The 20862-nt window shown below is 44.4% G+C and carries 23 protein-coding genes; 13 read left to right on the top strand and 10 right to left on the bottom strand.

Annotation, left to right across the window (positions count from 1 at the left end):
* Window positions 1–11 precede the first annotated feature (11 nt).
* The 6 genes from hisC to hisIE all read left to right on the top strand — a co-directional run bounded on the left by hisC (window position 12) and on the right by hisIE (window position 4969).
* Complete coding sequence (hisC, locus tag J8Z23_RS05635; protein ID WP_262593101.1) at window positions 12–1052, top strand: histidinol-phosphate transaminase; 1041 nt, start codon at window positions 12–14, stop codon at window positions 1050–1052.
* Window positions 1053–1117: 65 nt separating this feature from the next.
* Window positions 1118–2191, top strand: coding sequence for a bifunctional histidinol-phosphatase/imidazoleglycerol-phosphate dehydratase HisB (gene hisB, locus J8Z23_RS05640; protein ID WP_104971507.1), 1074 nt, complete (start codon window positions 1118–1120; stop codon window positions 2189–2191).
* A gap of 26 nt (window positions 2192–2217) precedes the next feature.
* Window positions 2218–2832: an imidazole glycerol phosphate synthase subunit HisH gene (hisH, locus tag J8Z23_RS05645; RefSeq protein ID WP_047008596.1), complete on the top strand. Its 615-nt coding sequence runs from the start codon at window positions 2218–2220 to the stop codon at window positions 2830–2832.
* 12 nt (window positions 2833–2844) lie between these two features.
* The gene (gene hisA, locus J8Z23_RS05650) at window positions 2845–3582 is read left to right on the top strand and encodes a 1-(5-phosphoribosyl)-5-[(5-phosphoribosylamino)methylideneamino]imidazole-4-carboxamide isomerase (RefSeq protein ID WP_025766876.1); all 738 of its coding nucleotides are present in this window, start codon (window positions 2845–2847) and stop codon (window positions 3580–3582) included.
* The gene (hisF, locus tag J8Z23_RS05655) at window positions 3564–4337 is read left to right on the top strand and encodes an imidazole glycerol phosphate synthase subunit HisF (RefSeq protein ID WP_004749837.1); all 774 of its coding nucleotides are present in this window, start codon (window positions 3564–3566) and stop codon (window positions 4335–4337) included. The genes hisA and hisF overlap by 19 nt, the downstream gene beginning before the upstream one ends.
* Complete coding sequence (gene hisIE, locus J8Z23_RS05660; RefSeq protein ID WP_005533681.1) at window positions 4334–4969, top strand: bifunctional phosphoribosyl-AMP cyclohydrolase/phosphoribosyl-ATP diphosphatase HisIE; 636 nt, start codon at window positions 4334–4336, stop codon at window positions 4967–4969. The genes hisF and hisIE overlap by 4 nt, the downstream gene beginning before the upstream one ends.
* Window positions 4970–5249: 280 nt before the next feature.
* Here the strand turns inward: hisIE and J8Z23_RS05665 are convergent, their stop codons facing one another.
* The 4 genes from J8Z23_RS05665 to J8Z23_RS05680 form a co-directional block, all read right to left on the bottom strand.
* Complete coding sequence (locus J8Z23_RS05665; RefSeq protein WP_213966527.1) at window positions 5250–5765, bottom strand: YchJ family protein; 516 nt, start codon at window positions 5763–5765, stop codon at window positions 5250–5252.
* Window positions 5766–5845: 80 nt separating this feature from the next.
* Window positions 5846–7060, bottom strand: a complete 1215-nt coding sequence (locus J8Z23_RS05670) for an EAL and HDOD domain-containing protein (protein WP_005378158.1) — start codon at window positions 7058–7060, stop codon at window positions 5846–5848.
* Between the two features lie 98 nt (window positions 7061–7158).
* Window positions 7159–7896 (bottom strand): UDP-2,3-diacylglucosamine diphosphatase, encoded by a 738-nt coding sequence (gene lpxH / locus J8Z23_RS05675; RefSeq protein WP_006743038.1) that lies wholly within the window; start codon window positions 7894–7896, stop codon window positions 7159–7161.
* Window positions 7897–7956: 60 nt separating this feature from the next.
* Window positions 7957–8451, bottom strand: a complete 495-nt coding sequence (locus J8Z23_RS05680) for a peptidylprolyl isomerase (protein ID WP_005390900.1) — start codon at window positions 8449–8451, stop codon at window positions 7957–7959.
* A 203-nt stretch (window positions 8452–8654) separates the two neighbouring features.
* Between J8Z23_RS05680 and cysS the strand changes: the two genes are divergently transcribed.
* Both cysS and J8Z23_RS05690 read left to right on the top strand, forming a co-directional pair.
* Window positions 8655–10037: a cysteine--tRNA ligase gene (cysS, locus tag J8Z23_RS05685; protein ID WP_005390902.1), complete on the top strand. Its 1383-nt coding sequence runs from the start codon at window positions 8655–8657 to the stop codon at window positions 10035–10037.
* Between the two features lie 87 nt (window positions 10038–10124).
* Window positions 10125–10703, top strand: a complete 579-nt coding sequence (locus J8Z23_RS05690; protein ID WP_005378154.1) for a thymidine kinase — start codon at window positions 10125–10127, stop codon at window positions 10701–10703.
* 61 nt (window positions 10704–10764) lie between these two features.
* On the opposite strand, the gene J8Z23_RS05695 is transcribed toward J8Z23_RS05690, so the two are convergent.
* The 3 genes from J8Z23_RS05695 to J8Z23_RS05705 are packed head-to-tail and all read right to left on the bottom strand — an operon-like array spanning window position 10765 to window position 13128.
* Window positions 10765–11403 carry a YdcF family protein gene (locus tag J8Z23_RS05695; protein WP_005390904.1) on the bottom strand — a complete coding sequence of 213 codons (639 nt, stop codon included), beginning with the start codon at window positions 11401–11403 and terminating at the stop codon, window positions 10765–10767.
* A complete protein-coding gene (locus tag J8Z23_RS05700; protein ID WP_139059745.1) occupies window positions 11400–12227 on the bottom strand; it encodes an NAD-dependent epimerase/dehydratase family protein in 828 nt (275 codons plus the stop codon). The genes J8Z23_RS05695 and J8Z23_RS05700 overlap by 4 nt, the downstream gene beginning before the upstream one ends.
* A gap of 22 nt (window positions 12228–12249) precedes the next feature.
* Window positions 12250–13128, bottom strand: coding sequence for a LysR family transcriptional regulator (locus J8Z23_RS05705; RefSeq protein ID WP_104971509.1), 879 nt, complete (start codon window positions 13126–13128; stop codon window positions 12250–12252).
* A gap of 89 nt (window positions 13129–13217) precedes the next feature.
* Here J8Z23_RS05705 and J8Z23_RS05710 point away from each other — a divergent pair, with 89 nt between their 5' ends.
* The gene (locus J8Z23_RS05710) at window positions 13218–13676 is read left to right on the top strand and encodes a PACE efflux transporter (protein WP_005390910.1); all 459 of its coding nucleotides are present in this window, start codon (window positions 13218–13220) and stop codon (window positions 13674–13676) included.
* Window positions 13677–13712: 36 nt separating this feature from the next.
* On the opposite strand, the gene J8Z23_RS05715 is transcribed toward J8Z23_RS05710, so the two are convergent.
* A complete protein-coding gene (locus tag J8Z23_RS05715) occupies window positions 13713–13946 on the bottom strand; it encodes a TIGR02647 family protein (RefSeq protein WP_005378148.1) in 234 nt (77 codons plus the stop codon).
* A gap of 299 nt (window positions 13947–14245) precedes the next feature.
* Here J8Z23_RS05715 and focA point away from each other — a divergent pair, with 299 nt between their 5' ends.
* A complete protein-coding gene (focA, locus tag J8Z23_RS05720; RefSeq protein WP_005393324.1) occupies window positions 14246–15106 on the top strand; it encodes a formate transporter FocA in 861 nt (286 codons plus the stop codon).
* 83 nt (window positions 15107–15189) lie between these two features.
* Here the strand turns inward: focA and J8Z23_RS05725 are convergent, their stop codons facing one another.
* Window positions 15190–15327 (bottom strand): hypothetical protein, encoded by a 138-nt coding sequence (locus J8Z23_RS05725; protein ID WP_005378145.1) that lies wholly within the window; start codon window positions 15325–15327, stop codon window positions 15190–15192.
* A 354-nt stretch (window positions 15328–15681) separates the two neighbouring features.
* The gene (locus J8Z23_RS05730) at window positions 15682–16494 is read right to left on the bottom strand and encodes an ABC transporter permease (RefSeq protein ID WP_065645351.1); all 813 of its coding nucleotides are present in this window, start codon (window positions 16492–16494) and stop codon (window positions 15682–15684) included.
* Between the two features lie 462 nt (window positions 16495–16956).
* On the opposite strand from J8Z23_RS05730, the gene torE reads away from it, so the two are divergent.
* From torE to torA, 3 genes are read left to right on the top strand one after another with little or no spacing between them, the layout of a single operon-like run.
* Complete coding sequence (gene torE, locus J8Z23_RS05735; RefSeq protein ID WP_005378141.1) at window positions 16957–17136, top strand: trimethylamine N-oxide reductase system protein TorE; 180 nt, start codon at window positions 16957–16959, stop codon at window positions 17134–17136.
* 50 nt (window positions 17137–17186) lie between these two features.
* A complete protein-coding gene (torC, locus tag J8Z23_RS05740; RefSeq protein WP_006742852.1) occupies window positions 17187–18371 on the top strand; it encodes a pentaheme c-type cytochrome TorC in 1185 nt (394 codons plus the stop codon).
* 25 nt (window positions 18372–18396) lie between these two features.
* On the top strand, window positions 18397–20859 hold the full coding sequence (gene torA, locus J8Z23_RS05745; protein WP_041156583.1) for a trimethylamine-N-oxide reductase TorA: 2463 nt from the start codon (window positions 18397–18399) through the stop codon (window positions 20857–20859).
* The last annotated feature ends 3 nt before the right edge of the window (window positions 20860–20862 follow it).

The following is a 20862-nucleotide window of genomic DNA, read 5'->3' on the forward strand; positions in this document are numbered from 1 at the left end:
AGAGTAATGAGATGGAAAAGCTAGCGCGTAAACAAGTCCAACAGCTTACCCCTTATATGTCGGCTCGCCGAATCGGTGGTACGGGTGACGTATGGCTAAATGCCAACGAATCACCATTTAACAATGAATACAAAACAGACTTTGCTCGTCTTAATCGTTACAGCGAATGCCAACCGAAAGAACTGATTTCCGCTTACGCAGCGTATGCGGGTGTTAAACCAGAACAAACACTGACTTCTCGTGGCGCAGACGAAGGTATTGAGTTGTTAATTCGTGCATTCTGTGAGCCGGGTGAAGATGCGATTCTTTACTGCCCACCAACTTACGGTATGTACGCCATCAGCGCTGAAACCATTGGTGTTGAGCGCAAAACCGTGCCGCTAACCTCAGATTGGCAACTCGATCTTGCAGGCATCGAAGCTAATCTGGATAACGTGAAACTGGTTTTTGTATGTTCGCCAAACAACCCAACAGGTAACTTGGTTAAGCGTGAGGACATTGTGTCTCTGCTTGAGATGACAAAAGACCGAGCAATCGTGGTGATGGATGAAGCATACATCGATTTTTGTCCAGAAGCGTCAACGGTAGATTTACTGGCGCAATACCCGAATCTTGCGATTCTGCGTACTCTGTCGAAAGCTTTTGCGCTTGCAGGTCTGCGTTGTGGATTTACGCTTGCGAACGAAGAGCTGATTAATGTACTTCTTAAAGTTATCGCACCTTACCCAGTCCCAGTTCCAGTGGCAGAAATTGCGACTCAGGCACTTTCGGAAGCTGGTTTAGCGCGAGCGAAGTTTCAAGTTCTCGATTTGAATGCAAACCGTGCTTACTTGCAAGTTGGCCTTTCAATGATTCCGGGCTTGGAAGTGTTTGAAGGGTGGGGAAACTACCTATTGGTGAAATTCCCAGATGGCGATGACCTTTTCAAAGCGGCTTGGGATACGGGCATTATTTTGCGTAACTCGCCAATTGAAAACTGTGTGCGTATCAGTGTTGGTAACCGCGACGAGTGTGAAAAGACACTGGGTTTCATTAGAAACTACTATTCATAAATAGAATTCTCAACGTTCTCGGTTTATGCCGAGAACGAAACAAGATTAGTAATAAGGAAGTTCGAGTGAGCAAGCAACAAAAAATCCTATTTATCGACCGAGATGGCACCTTAATTGTTGAGCCGCCGATTGATTTTCAAGTAGACCGTTTAGATAAGCTAAAACTAGAGCCATTTGTTATCCCAAGCCTGTTGTCGTTGCAGGATGCAGGATACCGTCTAGTGATGGTCACTAACCAAGATGGTTTGGGTACTGACAGCTACCCACAAGCTGATTTTGATGCACCGCACAACATGATGATGGAGATCTTCGAGTCTCAAGGTGTGAAGTTCGATGACGTGTTGATTTGTCCTCACTTTGAAGAAGATAACTGCTCTTGCCGTAAGCCTAAGCTAGGCATGGTGAAAGAGTACCTTCAAGGTGGCAAAGTTGATTTTAAAAACTCTGTTGTGATTGGCGATCGTCAAACCGATCTTCAACTTGCAGAAAACATGGCGATTCGCGGTATTCAATACAACCCAGAAACCATGGGTTGGAAACAGATCCTGAAAGATCTGACGGTGAAAGCTCGTATTGCTGAAGTGATTCGTACTACTAAAGAAACCGATATCAAAGTTGCGGTTAATCTGGATGAGCAAGGTGGCAATGATATCTCAACAGGTCTTGGTTTCTTTGACCACATGCTGGATCAAATTGCCACTCACGGTGGATTCCAAATGGTGTGCAAAGTAGAAGGTGATCTACACATTGATGATCACCACACGGTCGAAGATACCGCTCTTGCTTTGGGTCAAGCATTGAAAGAAGCACTGGGTGACAAGCGTGGTATTGGTCGCTTTGGTTTTAGCCTGCCTATGGATGAGTGCTTGGCACAATGTGCACTAGATCTATCTGGTCGTCCTTACCTTAAGTTCGACGCGCAGTTTAGTCGCGAGCAAGTGGGGGACCTTTCAACAGAGATGGTGGTTCACTTCTTCCGTTCTTTAACTGACACACTAGCGTGTACACTGCACCTGTCTTCTGCGGGCAACAATGATCACCACATCATTGAGAGCCTATTTAAAGCGTTTGGTCGTACTCTGCGCCAAGCAATCAAAGTAGAAGGCACTGAGCTACCGAGTAGTAAAGGCGTACTTTAAGGCTAACCTTAGCAAGGAGAAAAACAGTGACAGAACAGAAAGTTGTCATTATCGATACTGGCTGTGCCAACGTCTCTTCGGTGAAGTTTGCTATTGAACGCCTAGGTTATGACGTAACGATTTCAAAAGATCCACAAGTTGTATTGGCGGCTGACAAGCTATTTCTACCGGGCGTGGGAACCGCTAGTGAAGCGATGAAGAACCTAGAAGAACGTGACCTTATCAGCTTAGTAAAACAGGTAGAAAAGCCACTGCTAGGTATCTGTTTAGGCATGCAACTGCTGGGCAAAGTGTCTCAAGAAAAAGGGCAGAAAGCCGACGAGTTAGTTGAGTGTCTTGGACTTTGCGATGGCGAAGTGAAGCTGCTTCAAACCGGCGATTTGCCACTGCCTCACATGGGGTGGAATACCGTTTCTGCAAAAGCAGGCAATCCGTTATTCAAAGGTATTGAAGAGGGTGAGTACTTCTATTTTGTGCACAGCTTTGCGATGCCAGTTGGAGACTACACCATTGCCGAATGTGATTACGGAAATCCATTCACTGCTGCGGTTCAAAGCGGTAACTATTATGGTGTGCAATTCCACCCAGAGCGTTCTTCAAAAGCGGGCGCGAAGCTTATTCAAAACTTCTTAGAATTATAAAAGGGATTTAGTGTGATTATTCCAGCTCTTGATTTAATTGAAGGACAGGTGGTTCGCCTTTATCAAGGTGATTACGGCCAAGTAACCGAGTACAAAGTCGATCCAGCAGAGCAGTTTAATTTGTACCACCAAGCAGGTGCTAACTGGCTACACTTAGTGGATTTGACAGGTGCGAAAGACACAACAGCGCGCCAACTTGATTTGATTGCAAAACTACTCGCAAGCACGCCAGCGAACATCCAAATCGGTGGTGGAGTGCGTACAGAGCAAGACGTGATTGATCTGTTAGAAGCCGGTGCTCAACGTGTTGTGGTTGGTTCTACAGCAGTAAAACAACCAGAGCTTGTGAAAGGTTGGATGGAAAAATACGGCGCTGAGAAAATCGTTCTCGCGTTAGACATCAACATCGATCAAGACGGCACACGTAAAGTGGCGATCTCTGGTTGGCAAGAAGATTCAGGCGTGACTATCGAAGCTCTGATCAACGATTACCTAACGGTAGGTCTACAGCATGTGCTTTGCACGGACATTTCTCGTGACGGTACGCTAGAAGGCTCAAACGTAGAGCTTTACATCGACTTATGTAAACAATACCCACAAGTGCAGTTCCAATCTTCAGGTGGCATCGGTTCATTAGCGGATATCGAAGCACTAAAAGGCAGCGGTGTTGCTGGCGTGATTGTTGGTCGTGCATTGTTAGATGGTAAGTTCACAGCAGAGGAGGCATTTGCATGCTGGCAAAGCGAATAATTCCATGTCTTGATGTCCGTGATGGACAAGTGGTAAAGGGCGTTCAGTTCCGTAATCACGAGATCATTGGCGACATCGTTCCTCTGGCACAGCGTTATGCGGAAGAGGGCGCAGACGAGCTTGTGTTCTACGATATTACTGCTTCAAGTGATGGTCGTGTCGTCGATAAAAGTTGGGTCGCTCGCGTTGCTGAAGTGATTGATATTCCTTTCTGTGTGGCTGGTGGTATTAAATCAGCGGAAGACGCGGCGCGCATTCTTGAGTTTGGTGCAGACAAAGTGTCTATCAACTCACCTGCCTTGGCGAACCCGCAATTGATTACTGACCTTGCTGATAAGTTTGGTGTGCAATGTATCGTCGTTGGTATCGATTCATACTACGACAAAGAGACCGGCAAGTATCAGGTTTACCAGTTTACTGGCGATGAAGAACGCACCAAAGCAACTCAATGGGAAACGCGTGATTGGGTGCAAGAAGTACAAAAACGCGGCGCTGGTGAAATCGTACTGAACATGATGAACCAAGACGGCGTACGTAACGGCTACGATATTGAACAACTTAATATGGTGCGTGAAGTGTGTAACGTGCCATTGATTGCATCGGGTGGTGCAGGTGCCATGGAGCACTTCGCAGAAGCCTACCAAAAAGCAAATGTGGATGGCGCGCTTGCCGCATCGGTATTCCACAAGCAAGTCATCAATATTGGTGAACTAAAGCAGTATTTGAAACAACAAGGCATTGAGGTACGACTATGAGTGTGAAAGCCGCCGAAGTAAGTTCGCTAGCTGAGCGAATCAACTGGGAAAAGGTGGATGGTCTGGTACCTGCCATCGTACAAGATTTCCAATCAAGCCAAGTGCTGATGATGGGTTACATGAACCAAGATGCGTTGGCAAAAACGGGCGAAACGGGTCAAGTGACGTTTTTCTCTCGAACTAAACAGCGTCTTTGGACGAAAGGTGAGACTTCCGGTAATGTATTGCAATTGGTGAACATGCAGCTAGATTGCGACAACGATACGCTACTGGTTAAGGTGAATCCCATTGGTCCTACGTGCCACTTGGGTAATACAACTTGCTGGGATGTGGACCCTCAAGAGGAGTCACAAATGGTGTGGCTTCATCAACTTGAGCAGCTATTGGCTGCCCGCAAGAGTGCCGACCCAGATTCCTCTTATACTGCCAGTCTTTATGCCCGTGGCACCAAGCGTATTTCGCAAAAAGTGGGCGAAGAAGGCGTTGAAGTCGCGCTTGCGGCGACGTCGGGCGATAAGGCGGAGTTAGTGTGTGAATCAGCAGATTTGATTTATCACTTAATGGTATTGCTTCAAGACCAAGGCTTATCGATGAATGACGTAGTGAACAAACTGAAAGAGCGTCATAAGTAAGCTTGCTATAGATAAGTGAAAGCCCCTATGCTCTCGAGCCTAGGGGCTTTTTTAATTTAGTGTTCTTGATTCGGGGTAAAAACCGGCAACAGTGCTAGTAGCGATTAGATTCTGAATCACACTCGTTCCTCGCCGTTCAGAATGACGGTATATTTTCTAATGGTGCTTGCAGTAGAGTTATTTACTTCAAACAGGTACATATATTCACGTTATTCCGACGAGCTTAGGTGAGGTCAGGAATCTCATTAAAGCGAACTCAATAAGCTAGGCGTGGATGCCTTTACCCACAACACTTCTTAAACTTCTTACCGCTTCCGCAGATACACGGATCGTTACGACCTAGCTTTAGGCTACTCACTGGCTGGCTCAATCGTGGATCCTGTTCTGGTTCTTCTTCTGGCTCTTCTTCAGGAAATGTGCCGTCAATGTAGTACCAAAGCCCATTTTCTTTTACGAAGCGAGAACGTTCTGTCATACAGTAGCGTTTGCCGTCTTCATCAAAATAAGCGCTAAACTCGACAAAGCCTTCATTGTCATTACTGCCAGCTTCTGTTTTTAATACTTCAAGTTTGCACCAATCGCTGTCGATAGATTGGGCAATGCCTTCTCGTTGTTCTTCTGCATTACAGCTTGGGTGGTACGTGTTCACCACGTAATCTACTAGACCTAACACATGCGCACTGTAACGAGAGCGCATTAACTGCTCCGGAGTGGTAACGTAAGCATGGTTATTGTGGGCAATTTCACAACACTGTTGGTAGGTGCGGTTAGATCCGCAAGGGCAAGAAGAAGCCATAAAATGAAATCTCGATTAATTAAGCGGTAAAAACAAACAACCCCACAATTGCGAGGCTGGAGGTGAGGCATTATAGCGATTTAGGGCGTTTGAGACAGCAGTTCTTGAGCCCATTCCGTCGATTGATTAAAAGCGTCCGCTAATTGAGGTTCGGTTAATTTAAGAACGGTGCAATATCGCTCGGCTAACTCCCAGTCCGCTTGTTCATAGGCGATTGTCATCGAAAGTAAGTGACCAAGTACGCCTTTTCGACTGGTTAATGCGAGTTTTATATCTTCGTCAACGGGGATATCTTCAATGACATCCGAGAGCGGTTGATCGAGCAAAGATCCGAGTAAAGAAAACATGCCTGTCAAAAAAGCCTGCCCAGGGTCATACCTAGTGTTCATTTGACTAAGTAACAGTTCACACATTCGTGCACGCTGAATCGCTAAAGAGTAAAGAGAGTCAGGTTTATCTTCTTGAACGGACGCAATTGCAACTAAGGAAATAAAGCGTCGTAGTCGCTCTTCACCCAGATAAATAAGCGCCTGTCTGAACGATTTGATCTTAGTCGTTAATGTATATCCTGAATTTACGTAAGTAAGCAACTTGTATGACAGCGTCACATCAATTGAAAACAGACGTTCAACCTCATTGAAGTCGATGGGCTTATCTGCAATCTCTTTACAAAGCTGGATGACGGTAAGAAACGCGGGGTTCAACCGTTTTTTCTGGATCATCTCAGGCTTGCTAAAAAAATACCCTTGAAAGTAGTTAAAACCGGCTTCTAAAGCTTGCTCAAACTCTTCGTAGGTCTCAACTTTTTCAGCAAGAAAGTCGATTTTAAATGGGCTTAATGCCTGAATAAAAATAGCGGCTTTCTTGATCGGTACGAGTCGAATGTCAAACTTGATCATGGAAACATATGGAAGAAAACGTTTCCAAGCCTTCGTCGGCACAAAATCATCTAAAGCAATTTTGTATCCGCACTCATGCAGGTGCTTGATGGCTTCTAGCAGCTCCTCTGTCGGTTCACAATCTTCAAGGACTTCAATGACGAGAGACTCTTTGGGAAACAGAGTTGGGACCAGATTCACCAAGCTTTGATGCGGAAAGTTAACAAAGCCAAGTTTGTTCCCTAATGTGTTGTAATGCGTCGACAAAAAATGATCGGATAGCAGTCGACTAGTAGCCAGCTCTGGTTCTACTTCAGGGAAGGTATTTTTAGGACCGTCTCGAAAGAGAAGTTCGTAACCTATGGTTCGTTTTTCTCTATCCAGAATCGGTTGGCGAGCTACGTAAGAATACTTCAATTAGGTACTTCGTTCTGTTTAACTTAGTATTATGATAATAGCGATTTTTTACAAAATATCTACGACTTGAGCGTGAATCTTCTACACGCTCTACATGCTTAACGCAAATTCTGTATGAATGGTCTCGTTTGTAGGTCAAAGCCATCAGAATTTACTTGTAAAACTGAGCCTTGCGTATACCAATCCCCTAAAACTATCCGGGTCTTTTTAACGCCATCGACGTCAAAAAAATGTGTATTCGGGCGATGAGTGTGACCATGAATCATTAAGTTGACGCAATTCTGAGACATCACTTTCTCGACTTCATTTTGATTGACGTCCATGATATCTAAAGGCTTGCTCATTTTATCATCACGAATATCGGATTGAACTTTTGAGACAATTTTCTTCTTAATAAACCAAGGAATGTGATTAAACAGCCATTGCAACCAAGGTTGATGAACAGTCTTACGGAATTTTTGATAATCAATGTCGTCAGTACACAGGGTGTCACCGTGGAGAATAACTGCTTTAGTACCATAAAGGTCTATGAGGCTAACTTCATCCAATAATGTAATGCCTGTCTCTTTACAGAAGCGTTTTCCCAATAGGAAGTCGCGATTGCCCTGAATGAAATAAACAGGAACGCCAGTCTTTGTTAGTTGCTGGAACTCTGTACGGATTTGATTGGCAAAAGGAGTTTTGTCATCGTCGCCAACCCAAAACTCGAACAGATCGCCTAATACATAAAGTGCATCGGCTTTCGTTGCTTCTGTTCGCATGAACGTCACAAAACATTCCGTAATATCCGGACGCGATGGGGTGAGGTGAAGATCGGAAATAAATAATGTTGTCATAGAAATAAGGGGAAGCGATGCCTCCCCATTAACTTATCTCTTAGAAATAATTCTTACGAATTATTCTTCAATTGTTGTACCAGTGATTACTACGTCCTCTAGAGGTACGTCTTGGTGCATGCCGTAAGAACCAGTGCTAACGCCTTTGATCTTATTTACGATGTCCATGCCTTCTACAACTTCACCGAATACACAGTAACCCCAACCATCTAGGCTTTCGCTACGGAAATCTAGGAATGTGTTGTTGTTTACGTTGATAAAGAACTGAGAGCTTGCTGAATGCGGCTCCATAGTACGCGCCATAGCAAGTGTACCCACTTTGTTGCTTAGGCCGTTGTTTGCTTCGTTCTTGATAGGTGCACGTGATGCTTTTTCACGTAGACCAGGTTCCATGCCACCACCTTGGATCATGAAACCGTCAATAACACGGTGGAAAAGAGTGTTGTCGTAAAAGCCATCGCGGCAGTACTGAAGGAAGTTTGCGCTAGTCTCTGGCGCTTTCTCTTCGTTTAGTTGAATCTTGATGTCACCAAAATTAGTGTGAAGGGTGATCATGCTACTTTCCTTTACTGTGTTGTGTTGAGCCCGAGATTCTAGCCTAAGTTCTAGTGCATTAAAAACTCAGGAAGAGGAAATTCTTCGTTTTGTGCTTGAAGTTTAGCCGATTATCGTTTTATCGGTTAATTGCTATTACCTAACCAGGTCGGAGTTGATATACTCGACCTTCTTTTATTCATTCACAATCATAGATAGAGATCATGTTAAAGATATATAACACACTCACAAGACAGAAAGAGGAATTCAAACCAATTACAGCTGGCAAAGTCGGCATGTATGTCTGTGGAGTTACCATCTACGATCTCTGTCACATCGGTCACGGTCGCACTTTTGTCTCCTTTGACGTGGTATCACGTTACCTTCGTTACCTAGGTTACGATCTAACGTTTGTACGCAACATCACAGACATTGATGATAAGATCATTAAACGTGCGGCTGAAAATGGCGAGTCTTGTGACTCATTGACCGAGCGCTTGATCGGTGAAATGCACGCAGACTTCGACGCATTAAACATGAAGCGCCCAGATATTGAGCCTCGTGCAACCCAGTTTATTCCAGAAATCATCGAACTTGTTCAAAAACTGATTGAACGTGGTTTTGCTTACGTTGCGGATAATGGCGATGTAATGTTTGAGGTTCGCAAGTTTGACGAATACGGCAAACTGTCTAAACAAGATTTGGATCAGCTGCAAGCGGGCGCGCGCGTTGATGTCGAAACAGCCAAACGCAGCCCACTAGACTTTGTACTTTGGAAGATGTCTAAACCAGGTGAACCTACGTGGGAATCACCATGGGGCCCTGGTCGTCCAGGCTGGCACATTGAATGTTCTGCTATGAACTCTTCAATCCTAGGCGATCACTTTGATATTCACGGTGGCGGCTCTGATCTTCAGTTCCCACACCACGAAAACGAAATCGCGCAATCATGCTGTGCACACGACACTAAGTACGTAAATACTTGGATGCACAGTGGCATGGTGATGGTAGATCGCGAGAAGATGTCTAAGTCTCTAGGCAACTTCTTTACTATCCGTGACGTACTTGGTCACTACGATGCAGAAACGGTTCGTTACTTCCTTATGTCTGGTCACTACCGTAGCCAGTTAAACTACAGCGAAGAGAACCTAAACCAAGCACGCGCTTCGCTTGAGCGTCTATACACTTCTCTACGTGGTTTGGATCTAAATGCTGCTCCTGCTGGTGGTGAAGAGTATGTATCTCGCTTTACAGCAGCGATGAACGATGACTTCAATACGCCAGAAGCGTACTCAGTTCTGTTCGACATGGCGCGCGAAGTTAACCGTCTGAAAACAGAAAACCTAGAGAAAGCGAGCGAGCTAGGTGCGCTAATGCGTGAACTAGCAGATGTGATCGGTATTCTTCACCAAGATCCAGAAGCCTTCCTAAAAGGTGATGCAGGTAACGATGATGAAGTGGCTGAAATCGAAGCTCTTATCAAGCTGCGTAACGACTCTCGCGCTGCGAAAGATTGGGCGAATGCAGATATGGCTCGTGATAAGCTAACCGAAATGGGCATTGTTCTGGAAGATGGTCCAGAAGGCACAACGTGGCGTCGTAAGTAATTGAATTTTCAATTTTAAAGGGCTGATAATTCAGCCCTTTTATTTTCCATTTCCATAAATTAAAACTTTAACTTTAGGTAATGCTCTGTGGCTCAGATGTATTTCTATTACTCAGCAATGAATGCGGGTAAATCAACAACGCTTCTTCAATCCTCTTTCAACTATCAAGAACGCGGCATGACGCCAGTTATTTTTACGGCGGCACTAGATGATCGCTTTGGTGTCGGTAAAGTGAGCTCTCGTATTGGTCTTCAATCTGACGCACACTTGTTTCGTCAGGATACCAATTTATATCAAGAGATCGCAGCTCTGAATGAGGTTGAGAAACGTCACTGTATTCTTGTTGATGAGTGTCAGTTCTTGTCGAAAGAGCAGGTTTACCAACTTACTGAAGTTGTTGATAAACTACATATTCCAGTATTGTGTTACGGCCTTCGCACCGATTTTCTAGGCGAACTTTTTGAAGGCAGTAAGTACTTGTTATCTTGGGCAGACAAGTTGGTTGAGCTCAAAACGATCTGCCACTGCGGTCGCAAAGCGAATATGGTTATTCGTACCGATGAACATGGCGTGGCGATTAAAGAGGGCGATCAAGTTGCGATCGGCGGTAACGACAAATATGTCTCCGTGTGCCGTCAGCATTACAAAGAAGCACTCGGTAAATAATCCGTATTAATACAGAAAAGCCACCGTAATCGGTGGCTTTTTGTTGTCTGCTAGAAAGGGCTTAGACTAAGTCAAAACCAAATCTCTCTAGCAAAACCTGGTAAGACGATTCGACTTGCTGAGGGATGTTCTGCTCGGTTTGAAATCCTTTCTCTGGATAGCTTTTTACACGAGAGAAATCTTCCATTAGTGCTTCTAGCACCATCATTAATGGCATGTCTTCATTAATATACTCAAAAAACGGATGAGCCGTAGAGCTTACTTGGAGCTGGGAGTAGGGTGACTGCCACTGTTTTTCAAATGTCGCTATAGCTCTGCGTTCCATAAATGGTTTTTGCACCAGAATAAACGATGAGCAATTTTTTCCTTCCTCTTTCAATCGTTGCTCAGTAAAGCGAACGTTTTCTCCACTGTTGGTGGATTCAGTTTCGAGCAAAATTGCTTCACTGGGAACGCCTGACATCTTGGCAATTTCGGCAAAAGTTTCCGCTTCGCTTTTTTCAAACAGTCCATCGGTAAAACGACCTTCTCCCCCTGAAAATACAATCAAAGGCGCTAACTTTTGGTGGTACAGATTTGCTGCATGCTCTGCAACACGCACATCGTTACTGCACATCACAAACAAACAGTCTGCGGGTTTCAGCTCATGTTTGAGTTGCATGTAATCCCAAAGTGTTTCTATGTGTCGATAGAGTTTCATAGCGCGTCCAAAGTTGAGTTGAAATGAAATTGATAGCCAAGTGAGAGTAGTTTGTCTGCGAGAATGCGCTTATCCGTTTGTTCTGTGACTGGGGGAAGAGGTATCTCACTTTCGCTCTTATTTATAGCGGCTTGGTAGAACTCCGCCTTGCTGACGGTATGCGGTGTGGTCACGTTAATGACTTGGTTACTTAAATTATCTAAAGCAAATTTGACCGCCGATACCGCATCATCTTGATGAAGCATATTAGCAGGCGCTTTACGACTGACTTGTTTTAGTCTCATTGCAAAGCGAGAAGGGTGCCTATCTGGCCCAATTAGCCCGCTACAACGCATAATGACGAAGCTAATATTAGAATCGATAACATGCTGCTCGGCTTGCAGCATAATACGTGCATTGTCAGAGAAATAAGGGCTGTCGGCTGCTAAAGAGAGTGACGCATCTGCTTCTTCCATATCAGAAGCTAGGTTGGGATACACCGTTGTAGAGCTAATCATAACGAGCTTTTCAACGTTGTTTTGCTTTGCTGCGTTTGCGAGCATTTGCCATTGTTGGGCGTATTCTTGTCCGCGTCCTTTACGAAAACCAGGGGGAAAAGCACCGACAACGTGAGTAATTTGATGTTGCTTAACCAACTCATCTAGCCGTTTCGCCGCGTTAAGTTGATTAAAATCGAATAATGCGGAGTGAGTTAATGAAGCGGGTAACTCGTTTAACCGAGCTTGGTTACGACGAGTAACGACAACGTGGTGTCCGTCTTTCATCAAAGTTTCTGCTAGCGGAGTTCCGAGCCAGCCTGCACCTACGATCAATGTATTTGCCATTTGGGTCTTCCTACTTACTTATTTATGTCTGCTCGAATAGATTGAGCAGCTCTGCTTTGGCTTGTTGATGGAGGGGATCTGAATGCCATTTCTGATGTTGAATAAGGTCAACATTGACTTGCCAAGCCAGCTTTGTGAAATCATCCCCAACTCTTGTCAGTGTGTTCGGTGAATACGCGACTAAATGCTCTGGAAGAAAGCACCAACCAAACCCTTTATTCGCTAATTCCAACAAAATATAGTAGTTATCAGCGTACCAGATATCCGGGCTGAATGCTTGATTGAGACCACATGGCTCTGCGTTTTTGGAGCGTATGACCAGTTGACGATGTTGTTTGAGTTGATCAATGTGAGTGACGCGTTGTTGTGCCAGAGCGTGTGTTGAAGAGACATAGACATCGAACGCAATGTTACCAAGATTAGTGAAATCGATATGTCTTGGCATTTGTAAGTCACTCAAAATAATCCCAGTAGTGGCGCGCTCCGATTTGACTAATTCAATGATATCCGGACTTGAAGCTGTTAAGCATTCAACTTGCAAATGTGGAAAGCATTGCTCTAAATTTTTTAGCACGTCGGGCAAGCGAGTCAGAGGAATCCCTTCATCAATGGCTAAAACCAATTTATTAGTTGGTGTTGAAAAAAGCTGTGATGCTCTGTTGTTCAATCGGTCTAGTTGGCTGATTGCCGCTTGTGCATAAGGTATGAGCGCGAGGCCACTCTCGGTTAATTTCGGATATCGACCAGAGCGATCAAATAGATCAACACCACAGTCGACCTCCATATTTATGATGTGTTGGCTGACTACGGATTGAGCTCGCCCCAGTTTTCTTGCCGCGCCTGAAAATGATCCGGTTTCTGATGTAGCAATGAAAGCTTGCAGTTGTTCGATGGTAAACATATCGCTTTTGCCGATGGTATCTAACTTTTTGTTATCTGAATAATAGATAAAATTCTAAGCATTGAGTAGAACTATTTGGACAGAGAAATATGACTCGTAACGAACGAATTTTTCATGCAGTACTTTTTGAGTTAATCGCACTCGCGATCATTGTGCCAGCGGCTTCATTGATCACCGGAAAGGGATCGAGTGATCTCGCGTTAGTTGGGATTGGGTTGAGCATGTATACCGTCGTGTGGAATTACATCTACAACTTGTACTTTGATAAGTGGTTTGGCAGCAATCGAACTGAGCGAAGTTTAGCGATGCGTTTTGGGCATACAATTGGATTCGAGGGAGGGTTGATCTTTATCTCTATACCCGTCATTGCTTGGTTCTTAGAAATTACGCTTCTCCAAGCTCTGGTGTTGGAAGCTGGCTTCCTAGTGTTCTTCCTATTTTATGCCACAGGCTTTAATTGGTTGTACGACAAGGTTCAGCCATTTAGCAAAATGAAAAAACGATTAGCACCGCAGGTTTCGGCAGGAACAAAATGCAGGGACCAATAAAAAACGCCACCGAACTTGGTGGCATTTTTGTTCAAATTACACAGAAAGGACTCTTAAAATCTTATCCGCATGCTCTGCGACTTCAATACCTTCATCTGTTAAATAACCACCATCAGGCTGTGTACAAAGTTGCTTCTCGTATAGACGAGCAACGGCTGCCTGCATTTCTTCTGACGCGTCTGTATGAACTTTAATACCAGTTGCAGCACTACTTAAGTCGAACTGAAGAAGTAGGTTCAATTCGGCGATATGTTCAGCTGAATATTTCATAAATGATTCCTTTACGCTTTTTTTACCAAGCTAGTCTGAAAAGAAGAGTTGAGCAACATTAAACGATAAGAAGTGTTAAGTATGGCGCTATCAGGCTGATATAACGCAGGATCTTTGTTCGAAAGGCAGAATACTTGTTAAGTATCAATGATAGTTACGATTGCTAATGATAGTTGACCTTTATTGGTTGATCTCTCGATAACAACATTTTTAGTAAACATGTCAAATAGCGCTTGAAAAAGTAGGGAAATGGAGCGATTATCCGCGCCTCTTTAATTGTTTCTAAATGTTACACCACAATGAACTTCAATCAGTTTGATTCACTATTACCGCCTCAGGCTGCGGAACGCGCGGCTGAAGTGGGGGTAGGTAAAGCAACTAAAGCACCGATCAAATCTTTTTTATTGGCAATTTCTGCCGGACTTCATATTGGTATTGCGTTCATCTTTTACACCACGGTGACAACAGGCGCAGGCGACCTTCCATGGGGTATTACCAGGCTAATCGGTGGCCTAGCCTTCAGTCTTGGTTTGATTCTTGTTGTCGTTACAGGTGGTGAGCTTTTCACTAGCTCAGTATTAACATTGGTAGCGCGAGCGAGTGGAAAGATCTCGTGGCAAGCGCTCATCAAAAACTGGTTTGTGGTTTATTTCGGCAACATGGTTGGTGCTCTTTTGTTGGTAGCATGCATGTTGGTCACCAAGCAGTATATGTTTGATCACGGCCAAGTTGGCCTCAACGCGATGGCGATCTCTCAACACAAATTGCACCATGGTTTCTTTGCTGCTGTTGCGCTTGGCATCATGTGTAACGTGCTGGTGTGTATTGCTGTTTGGATGACGTTTAGTGGACGTACATTAACTGACAAAATAGCGGTCATGATTCTGCCAGTAGCTATGTTCGTGTCGGCAGGTTTCGAGCACTGTATTGCGAACATGTTCCAAGTACCCATGGCGATTGGAATCAAATATTTTGCACCGGAAGCATTTTGGCAAATGACAGGGGCGGATATTGCAAACTATGCGGACTTAAACATGATGGGGTTCATCGTAAATAACCTTATCCCTGTAACGATAGGGAACATCATTGGTGGCGGTGTATTCGTTGGTATGTGGTATTGGATGATTTATCTACGTGATGAAGACAAGCATTTACGATAAATCTAAAAGAATAAAAGAAAGGCGAGCCAAATGGTTCGCCTTTCTTTTATTCATGTCGATAAGTTTCACACAAATCGAGTGAGTTAAATCAGCTCTTCATTGATGCCAAAATCGGTTGGGAGCCAATGAGAAGTCACTTCCTTTGGTTCTTGAACGAGCCAGTCCAGAGGTGCATCGGATAGGAGTTCATCGTAATTTTCTTTGATCATTAAGACATCCATGTACGTCTCTCCAAGTTTGTGGTCACTATCTTTACTCTAAAATTAGAATATGTCAGGCAAGTGATCAAAGCATGACGATTAGATTGATCACTTATGTTGCTATGTTTCTGGTTGCGTATGGGTTTAGGGTGTTTATCCACATTTTCTGTGGATAACCTGTCTCAAAGGCCGTGCGTATCTAAACTTGCAAAGAAAATTTCATAAAATTAGAGGCTTATACTCGAGAGAATTCTGTCTGACTTTTCTCCAGAAAGCGTCTTGATGAATGTTTAAAGAATGGATGAGTTATTCAGTTAAAAGTGCGTTTGACTTGATAATACAAGCCCTTCAACTGGCTTTGTTCACACGCTTAAACTATCTATGAGTTTTGGTAGGTTCTGGTTGTTGGATTTTTATTTTGATCCGGCCTTCTTTCGTTTGTACCCAGCTCAGTGTCATCTCCAGCGTAATAGCGACGGAGGTACTCAACATGACGAAAATAGCCAGCATAATCACCAACTGATATTTAATTGCAACCATCGGGCTTGCGCCACCTAGAATTTGACCAGTCATCATGCCTGGCAAGGTAACCAGCCCTGTAGTGGCCATAGAGGCTAAAGTTGGAGCAAGTGACTTTCTAAGGGCCTCTTGAATGAAGGGGAATGATGCATAACGAGGAGAGGCACCAAGTGAGATAGCAGCCTCGTATTCTGATTGTCTCTGTTCAAAAGCCGTAAATAAATTCTGCAGTGCGATGATGTTACTACTTAAGCTGTTACCCAATAGCATGCCCGCAAGTGGGATCATGTACTGGGCGTTGTAAATAGGGGATGGCTGCACTAGGCCTGCGGTAATCGCTATAAGAAGTGGAATTAGACCACAGGTTAAGCCTGTAAGAAGAGGAAGCATAAGTGGCTTTTTAGGCAGGCGAGCTTTTCCTGCAATTGAGCTTGCGCCAATCAGTAACATGATGGCAAGCCAAAGTATATTGACAAGTAAGCTGTTTAATTGAAAAAGATATTCTAAATACACGCCAATCAATATGAGCTGAAGTGTCATACGAATAACACTAATTATTGTGTCTTTCGCAATCCCTAATTTGTAGCGGGCATTAATAAAGAAGGGAACCAACAAAATCAGACCAAACAATGCCAGTTTGGTCCAACTTATATCCACCACGCTATCCATAATCGCTCCTCGAAAATCCGCGAATAATTGTAACTAAGCTCCTCCTTTATATGAACATCAATGTGCATTTTTTGATGTTCTCAACGTAAACCTTTAGCGCTATTCTTGTCATTATTTTGCATCATTTTATTCACAATTTATTATCTTTTGACGGGTTTTTAAGCCAATTTATGACCCGTTAATTACTATCCAAATGTAACTTATGTTTGGTAAATGTTGTCGTTTTAACAATTAGTTAAAAGACTTATTTTGTCACATCTGTTCATGTTTTTTAATAAATAACATCAATCAATCACATCTCTGGATGAGCTCAAAAAAGTGTTGAATTACAAGGTCTGAGAGCTCTTATTTGATTGAACCTTACTATTAGTATGGTCTAACATTTTCCATTAGAGATTGTAAAAAACTTAAGCTTGGTTACGCGGGCTTTTCAATAACACTAGATACAAAATAGGCAAATGTATGAGTGATGTTAATAAAATTGAGAGTGGTGAAAAACGCTCCCTGGAGTGGAAGTCGTTCCTCTTCATTGCAGTTGTTCTCTTCCCAATTCTGAGTGTGGCTTTTGTCGGCGGTTACGGGTTCATCGTTTGGATGTTGCAAGTGTTCTTCTTTGGACCTCCAGGCGCGCACGGCATGTAAGCCTGTGAGCTCATAACCACACTTTTGAAAAGATTTTAAGAGAGCAAATAATGAAATCATTAATCATTAAACTGTGGCGTACCATGACGCGCCCAGCTGTACATATCAGCCTAGGTGTGCTGACTATGGGCGGCTTCATTGCTGGTGTTATCTTTTGGGGTGGCTTTAACACCGCTCTAGAAGCAACCAACACAGAAGAATTCTGTATTAGTTGTCACACAATGCGTGACAACGTGTACGTTGAGCTGCAAGAAACGGTTCACTGGAAAAACCATTCAGGCGTTCGTGCTACTTGCCCTGACTGTCACGTTCCTCATAACTGGACAGACAAAATTGCTCGTAAAATGCAGGCGTCTAAAGAGGTATTTGCACAAGTATTTGGCAACTACGACGAACCGGGTGTGTTCGAAGAGCGTCGTATCGAACTTGCGAAACACGAATGGGATCGTTTCTCGGCAAACAAATCTTTAGAGTGTAAGAACTGTCACAATTATGAATCGATGGATTTCGAGCAAATGTCTCCAACCGCTCGTATCCAAATGAAGCAAGCAGCAGAGAAAGATCAAAGCTGTGTTGACTGTCATAAAGGTATCGCGCATAACCTGCCAGCAGGTATGGACAGCATCGGCGGTATCGTGGGTGACCTAGAAGGTATGACTTCAAATACAGATTACTCTGTAGGTCAGCAACTAGTGAGTGTTCGTCACCTACCTATTTACTTTGATGCACAAGGCACTAAAGAAGCCGGTCTTCTTAACCCAGCATCGACCGTTAAAGTTCTTGAAGACAAAGGCGAGTTTGTTGAAATCGAAATCGATGGCTGGCGTAAAGCGAAAGGCTTTGGTCGCGTAATTCAAGAAGACTTCGGTAAGAACATTGCGACTGCGTCTCTGATGAAAGAAGCAGCGACAGATAGCAACATTGTGACGACTGGTGAGAAAAAAGTGGATGAGCTAACGGGTCTTCCATGGGAAAAAGTGGCAGCGAAAGTATGGATTAAGAAAGAGTCTATGCTGAACGACATCAATCCTGTTTGGGAAAAATCTCGTGAAGCGTACAAGACCAATTGTTCTGTATGTCACACTCAACCTGCGGAAGCGCACTTCGACGCGAACACCTGGCCAGGTATGTTCGACGGTATGTTGGCGTTCGTTAACCTAGATACAGACAGTGAAGCCCTGATCTTGAAGTATCTACAGAAACACTCTTCAGATTATGCTGAAGGTCACCACTAATAAGCGTCGGATTGGAGTAATTTAAATGGCTATTACACGAAGAAGTTTTCTTAAAGGTGTAGCAACCACAAGTGCAGCGTCAGTTATTGGTCCTAGCTTATTGGCGTCAGCCTCTGCCAATGCTGTTGAGACGACAGGTACTTGGAAAGTAACAGGTTCTCACTGGGGCGCGTTCCGCGCCCACATCTACGCGGGTAAAGTTCAAGAGATCAAACCGCTAGAGCTAGACAAAAACCCAACTGAAATGCTAAACGGCATCAAGGGCATTATTTACAGCCCTTCACGTGTGCGTTACCCAATGGTTCGTCTAGATTGGTTGAAGAAACACAAATATAGCGCGGATACTCGCGGTAACAACCGTTTCATCCGCGTGACTTGGGATGAAGCGCTAGATTTGTTCTACCGTGAACTAGAACGTATTCAAAAAGACTACGGTCCATGGGCGCTACACGCAGGTCAAACGGGTTGGAACCAAACAGGTTCATTCAACAACTGTACCGCGCACATGCAACGTGCAGTGGGTATGCACGGCAACTTCATCACGAAAGTAGGTGACTACTCGACGGGTGCAGGTCAAACCATCATGCCTTACGTACTTGGTTCAACCGAAGTTTACGCACAAGGTACGTCTTGGTCTGAAATCCTAGAGAACTCTGACAACATCGTTCTTTGGGCTAACGACCCAGTGAAAAACCTTCAAGTAGGTTGGAACTGTGAAACGCATGAGTCGTTCAAGTACCTAGCACAACTAAAAGAAAAAGTAGCGAAAGGTGAGATCAACGTTCTATCTGTAGATCCAGTGAAGAACAAGACTCAGCGCTACTTAGAGAACGATCACTTGTACATTAACCCGCTGACAGACGTAGCGTTCATGCTTGCTGTGGCGCACGTGCTGTACAACGAAGACTTGTACGATAAGAAGTTCATTGATACTTACTGTCTAGGCTTTGAAGAGTTTATTCAATACGTTCAAGGTAAGACAAAAGACAAAGTAGAGAAAACACCAGAGTGGGCTGCGGCTATCTGTGGCGTGAAAGCGGACAAGATTCGCGAATTCGCGCGTATGCTAGTAAGTGGCCGTACACAGATCCTGATGGGTTGGTGTATCCAGCGTCAAGAGCACGGTGAGCAACCATACTGGGCGGCGGCTGTGGTTGCTGCAATGGTTGGCCAAATCGGTCTACCTGGCGGTGGCATCTCTTACGGTCACCACTACTCAAGTATCGGTGTGCCTTCTACTGGTTTCGCGGGCCCTGGTGGTTTCCCTCGTAACCTTGACCAAGGTATGAAGCCGAAGTGGGACAACAACGACTTTAACGGTTACAGCCGTACTATCCCAGTTGCACGTTGGATCGACTGTCTGCTTGAGCCAGGCAAAGAGATCAACTACAACGGCGGTAAAGTGAAACTGCCAGACTTCAAGATGATGGTGATCTCGGGTTGTAACCCATGGCACCACCATCAAGATCGTAACCGCATGAAGAAAGCGTTCCGCAAACTTCAAACGGTTGTAACGATCGAGTTTGCTTGGACTGCAACATGTCGTTTCTCGGATATCGTTCTACCTGCGTGTACGCAATGGGAACGTAACGACATCGACGTATACGGTTCATACTCGAACAAAGGTCTGATTGCAATGCATCGTCTCGTCGATCCATTGTTCCAATCTAAGCCTGATTTCCAAATCATGAGTGAACTCACTCAGCGTTTTGGTCGCCGCGAAGAATACACTCGTGGTATGAGCGAGATGGAATGGATCGAAAGCCTTTACAACGATTGTAAGAAAGCGAACGAAGGTAAGTTTGAAATGCCAGAATTCAACGAGTTCTGGGAGAAGAGCGTACTAGACTTCGGTGAAGGTAAACCTTGGGTTCGTCATGCGGACTTCCGTAAAGACCCTGAGCTTAACCCACTAGGTACGCCATCTGGTTTCATCGAGATCACGTCTCGTAAGATCGGCCGTTACGGCTACGAACACTGTCAAGAACACCCAATGTGGTTCGAAAAATCAGAGCGTTCACACGGTGGCCCTGGTTCAGATAAATACCCATTCTGGTTGCAGTCTTGTCACCCAGACAAGCGTCTGCACTCTCAAATGTGTGAATCTGAAGAGTTCCGTGCAACTTACGCGGTGCAAGGTCGTGAACCTGTTTACATCAACCCAGCGGATGCGAAAGCGAAAGGCATCAAAGACGGTGACTTAGTGCGCGTATTCAACGGTCGTGGTCAGCTATTAGCTGGTGCTGTTCTTACTGACAGCTACCCACGTGGCGTTATTCGTATCGAAGAAGGTGCATGGTACGGTCCTCTAAACGAGAAAGAGGGCGCAATCTGTACTTACGGTGACCCTAACACGCTAACGCAAGACATTGGCTCTTCTGAACTTGCGCAGGCGACTTCTGCGAACACATGTATCGTAGACTTCGAGAAGTTCACCGGCAAAGTACCGCCAGTGACTTCATTCGGTGGTCCAATCGAAGTTGCTTAATTA

The sequence above is a fragment of the Vibrio sp. SCSIO 43086 genome, assembly GCF_051132235.1.
GTDB lineage: Bacteria > Pseudomonadota > Gammaproteobacteria > Enterobacterales > Vibrionaceae > Vibrio > Vibrio diabolicus.

Bases quoted from the DNA above. Each gene is read 5' to 3' on its own strand.
- hisC (WP_262593101.1), top strand. From the start codon at position 12: ATGGAAAAGCTAGCGCGTAAACAAGTCCAACAGCTTACCCCTTATATG.
- hisF (WP_004749837.1), top strand. From the start codon at position 3,564: ATGCTGGCAAAGCGAATAATTCCATGTCTTGATGTCCGTGATGGACAA.
- hisIE (WP_005533681.1), top strand. From the start codon at position 4,334: ATGAGTGTGAAAGCCGCCGAAGTAAGTTCGCTAGCTGAGCGAATCAAC.
- J8Z23_RS05665 (WP_213966527.1), bottom strand. From the start codon at position 5,765: ATGGCTTCTTCTTGCCCTTGCGGATCTAACCGCACCTACCAACAGTGT.
- lpxH (WP_006743038.1), bottom strand. From the start codon at position 7,896: ATGACAACATTATTTATTTCCGATCTTCACCTCACCCCATCGCGTCCG.
- J8Z23_RS05680 (WP_005390900.1), bottom strand. From the start codon at position 8,451: ATGATCACCCTTCACACTAATTTTGGTGACATCAAGATTCAACTAAAC.
- cysS (WP_005390902.1), top strand. From the start codon at position 8,655: ATGTTAAAGATATATAACACACTCACAAGACAGAAAGAGGAATTCAAA.
- J8Z23_RS05695 (WP_005390904.1), bottom strand. From the start codon at position 11,403: ATGAAACTCTATCGACACATAGAAACACTTTGGGATTACATGCAACTC.
- J8Z23_RS05700 (WP_139059745.1), bottom strand. From the start codon at position 12,227: ATGGCAAATACATTGATCGTAGGTGCAGGCTGGCTCGGAACTCCGCTA.
- J8Z23_RS05705 (WP_104971509.1), bottom strand. From the start codon at position 13,128: ATGTTTACCATCGAACAACTGCAAGCTTTCATTGCTACATCAGAAACC.
- J8Z23_RS05710 (WP_005390910.1), top strand. From the start codon at position 13,218: ATGACTCGTAACGAACGAATTTTTCATGCAGTACTTTTTGAGTTAATC.
- J8Z23_RS05715 (WP_005378148.1), bottom strand. From the start codon at position 13,946: ATGAAATATTCAGCTGAACATATCGCCGAATTGAACCTACTTCTTCAG.
- focA (WP_005393324.1), top strand. From the start codon at position 14,246: ATGAACTTCAATCAGTTTGATTCACTATTACCGCCTCAGGCTGCGGAA.
- J8Z23_RS05725 (WP_005378145.1), bottom strand. From the start codon at position 15,327: ATGGATGTCTTAATGATCAAAGAAAATTACGATGAACTCCTATCCGAT.
- J8Z23_RS05730 (WP_065645351.1), bottom strand. From the start codon at position 16,494: ATGGATAGCGTGGTGGATATAAGTTGGACCAAACTGGCATTGTTTGGT.
- torE (WP_005378141.1), top strand. From the start codon at position 16,957: ATGAGTGATGTTAATAAAATTGAGAGTGGTGAAAAACGCTCCCTGGAG.
- torC (WP_006742852.1), top strand. From the start codon at position 17,187: ATGAAATCATTAATCATTAAACTGTGGCGTACCATGACGCGCCCAGCT.
- torA (WP_041156583.1), top strand. From the start codon at position 18,397: ATGGCTATTACACGAAGAAGTTTTCTTAAAGGTGTAGCAACCACAAGT.